Source organism: Tractidigestivibacter sp., assembly GCF_057241865.1.
The window spans coordinates 1-3560 of record NZ_DBHHPX010000078.1 but is presented as its reverse complement, the minus strand read 5'-3'; the positions used below and the strand labels follow the sequence as shown (position 1 = coordinate 3560).

The 3560-nt window shown below is 65.7% G+C and carries 3 protein-coding genes; 2 read left to right on the top strand and 1 reads right to left on the bottom strand.

Annotation, left to right across the window (positions count from 1 at the left end):
• Positions 1-369 precede the first annotated feature (369 nt).
• Entirely contained in the window at positions 370-969 is a 600-nt protein-coding gene (locus tag ACO59D_RS12940) for a TetR/AcrR family transcriptional regulator (RefSeq protein ID WP_021726726.1), read from the bottom strand.
• A gap of 189 nt (positions 970-1158) precedes the next feature.
• Between ACO59D_RS12940 and ACO59D_RS12935 the strand changes: the two genes are divergently transcribed.
• Both ACO59D_RS12935 and ACO59D_RS12930 read left to right on the top strand, forming a co-directional pair.
• A complete protein-coding gene (locus ACO59D_RS12935; RefSeq protein ID WP_485127336.1) occupies positions 1159-2403 on the top strand; it encodes an alpha-amylase family protein in 1245 nt (414 codons plus the stop codon).
• A gap of 779 nt (positions 2404-3182) precedes the next feature.
• A partial coding sequence (locus ACO59D_RS12930) for a hypothetical protein (RefSeq protein ID WP_485127335.1) occupies positions 3183-3560 on the top strand: 378 nt, incomplete at its 3' end.

Here is a 3560-nt window from a genome sequence, read left to right as displayed (position 1 = left end):
TGTCTTCGAGGGGGCTGGGCTGGCGCAGACGAGCGTCGGTCCGGCCCCTTCTCCGTCCCCTTTTGCGCACGGCAAGAGGGTCCAGACCCTTGGGGCAGGCGTCTGCACCATCAGATGGCGAAGAGCTCGTGCTCTCCGGCAAGGAAGCTCTCCACGCTGCACGTGGCAGATCCCACGACGAGCGTACGGGTATGGGGGAAGCGCAGGGAGAATGCGACCGGCCCGCCCGTCTGCCTCGCCGGCCGCTCTTGACCTCGTCTTCTATACCTGCCTCGCAAATTTGGGAGGCAGTCAGTCAAGCAATGGTGCCCATCATGATATTCGGACAGGCCATCCTGACGTCGTCCGCATGATGCGAGTCTTTCCGACCTACGAGAAGATGCCGTGCATGAACTGGCGCACGGTTGCCTCGGCCTGGTCGTCATCCAGGCTCCCCCTGCCCTGGTGCCAGAACGCGACGTCGGCGTTGAGCATGGCGACGAGGTGGGCCGCACAGGACAGCTCCCGGCCACGCACACCCCCATGACACGCGCCGATGTCGTGAAACAGCCGGGTGACGATGGCGTACTGCTCGTGCATGTACGGCTCCGCCATCCTGGTGATCGCGGAGTCGGGCGGGGCAAAGGACAGGGACAGCCTGAGGAGGTAGAAGTCGGTGTTCGTCCTGGCGGCTGAGTAGTAGAGCTGTGCCACGCGCAGCAGGGCCGGGCGCACGTCGCGCCCATACTCATGCGGGTGCGGCTCATAGACGCACGCCTCGGCCAAGGCATGGTTGAACGAGGCGTACTGCTCCTCGAGGACGGCTGCAAGCAGCCCCTCCTTGCTGTGGAAGAAGTAGTACAGCGTCGGCTTGGTGACGCCTGCCGCCTCGGCGACCTGTGCGACGCCAACGCCGTCATAGCCCCGCCGTGCGAACAGCTCCAGGGCGCGGCCGAGGATGGCGTCTCTGCTGTTGGTCTCGTTTCCCATGGGAGCAGTATATATCGAGAGGGGCTGCAGGTCCGTCTCGCCAGCGGCCGAGTCGACCGGCGGGGAATCGCATGATTTCCACTTACCCTTGTCTATACCGTACGGTATAGTATCTACCGAACGGTATACATGACGGCCTGGCCATTCGAGCGGATGCACCAGGCTGGCGAGGGACATCGGGAGGCATCCATGGGCAACGACATCAACGAGGGCACCATCTGGTGGCAGGTGTATCCGCTGGGCTTCTGCGGCGCGCCCGTGCGCCCGGCCTCGGAGGGGGAGCGCGCACTGACACCCCGGCTCGACCGGCTGGCCGCATGGGTGGACTATGCCGCCGACATGGGCGTGAGCGGCCTGATGCTCAACCCGGTGTTCGCCTCCGAGACCCATGGGTACGACACCACCGACTACTTCCACATTGACCCGCGCCTCGGCGATGACGCGACCTTCGACCGCCTTGTCGCCGCCTGTCATGAGCGGGGCCTGCGCGTGATGCTCGACGGCGTGTTCAACCACGTGGGGCGCAGCCACCCGCTGTTCCAGGACGCCCTCGCCGGACGGGGGCACGAGGACCTGTTCTCCATCACGCGCCGTCCCGATGGGTCCGCGGACTATGCGACATTCGAGGGCTTCCGCGAGCTCCCGGCGCTCGACCACAGCTCGCAGCAGGTCGCGGACCTCGTACGGGACGTCATGCTTCACTGGATGCGCCGTGGTGTCTCGGCATGGCGGCTCGATGCGGCCTATGCTGTGCCGCCCGACTTCTGGGCCCGCGTCCTGCCCGAGGTGCGGCGCGCATTTCCTGACGCCTGGTTCGTGGGCGAGGTCATCCATGGCGACTACGCAACCATCGTGCGGCGCTCCGGGATGGACGCGGTGACGCAGTACGAGCTGTGGAAGGCCATCTGGAGCTCGCTCAAGGATGGCAACTTCTTCGAGCTCGACTGGTGCCTCAAGCGGCATAACGTCTGCATGGGGACGTTCGCACCGCTCACCTTCGTGGGCAACCACGACGTGACGCGCATAGCGAGCATGGTCGGCGACGACCTGGCCGCCCTGGCGGTGACCATCCTGCTCACCGTGGGAGGCGTCCCGTGCCTCTACTACGGCGACGAGCAGGCCCTGCAGGGCGTCAAGACGAAGGGCCTGGGCGGCGACGATGCGGTGCGTCCCGCCTTTCCTGCCGCCCCAACCTGGATGACGGCAGAGGGGGAGCGGATGTATGGCCTGTGCCGGCGCCTCATCGGCCTGCGCCGGAGCAACCCCTGGCTCACCCATGCCACCACGCGGCCCACTCATCTCAAAAACCGCAGCTACTCCTATGACGCGACGGGCCGTGGGGGAGAGACCCTGCATGTGGACCTGCGCCTCGACCCGGCGCCGCAGGCAACGATCAGCCAAGGCGGCAGGACCCTCCTTGAGGTGAGCCGCTGAGGCATTGCGTGTGGTCAGTGGCATACTTGGGGTCGGTCACCTTGGTAGGCTGTGTATGCATGGTTAACGTCCAAGGGGGTGGCTCAGCTACCTAGCTTATGATAGAGAGGGCACGACACGCACAGCTTCAGACCCGATGACACAACGAAGGCGGCGAAGTCGGACATCGCGCGCGAATGCCCCGACATCTCGCTCATGATCATCGAACGCGCGCGCCACGACCTGCTTGCGCACGGCAGGGTCGAGAAGGTCGGCGCGGGCCGCGCGACCGGCTACGTCTGCAAGGGCTAGATACCGGGGCGGCCCAAGGAATGGAGGCCGCTGCCACATACGACGTTCCCTCTCTTGGGGCTTAAGCCGTGTGGGTGCCTTTCTCCACCCGTGTGGGTGCGAATCGATTCGTGTGGGCGTCATTCTTCCGGACGCGGCCGACAAAGTCCCAGGTCAGCGGAAGCGGCAGGATGCGAATCGCACCCACATGCAGCGAATCGCACCCACATGCCCCCTGGCGGGAGAAAGGCACCCACACGGGTGGGGAATGGCACCCACATGACCTCTGGCTGTGCGATTGGCACCCACAGCCGCGACCCACGACGTCGCGGGACGGCAGGTTGACCCTACTGACAAGGCATCGCGTCGGCTCGGCTACGACAGCAGCATGCGGTCGTTGGCGAACTCGTTGCCGGTCATGCCCTAGAACTGCTGCGATTGACCAGCCACCATGATAGACTATACATGTGCGGTCAACGTCCAGGGCTCGTCCAAGGGGGCGGCACGGCATGAGGATTGACATCATCGGTCTCAAGGACGCCCTCGAGAAGAATGTGGGGGTGTGGGACGCCAGGGCCGAGGAGGCCGAGCGTCTTGCCGCCCGCCTCGAGGCCTTCGACCCAGCCTCTCTCGGTCTGGAGGGCGAGGGCTACAGTGCCCTGCGTGAGCGCGTCACCTCTCACGCGCCGTTTGCCAAGTCTCAGGCGTCGCTTCTGCGCTCGCTTTCGGAGGGCTGCGCGAGGAACCTCGATGCCGCGGCGCTACTCGAGCCCTTCGAGCCCGACGGCAGCGTGGACACCGACCACCTCTCCGACGAGCTCTCGCGCGCTCGGTCCGAACTCGACGAGGGCCTCTACCGCCACCCGCCTTTGCTCCGTGCCGGACAT

Excerpts from the sequence above, each read along its gene's own strand:
- ACO59D_RS12940 (WP_021726726.1), bottom strand. The coding sequence starts at position 969 with ATGGGAAACGAGACCAACAGCAGAGACGCCATCCTCGGCCGCGCCCTG.
- ACO59D_RS12935 (WP_485127336.1), top strand. The coding sequence starts at position 1,159 with ATGGGCAACGACATCAACGAGGGCACCATCTGGTGGCAGGTGTATCCG.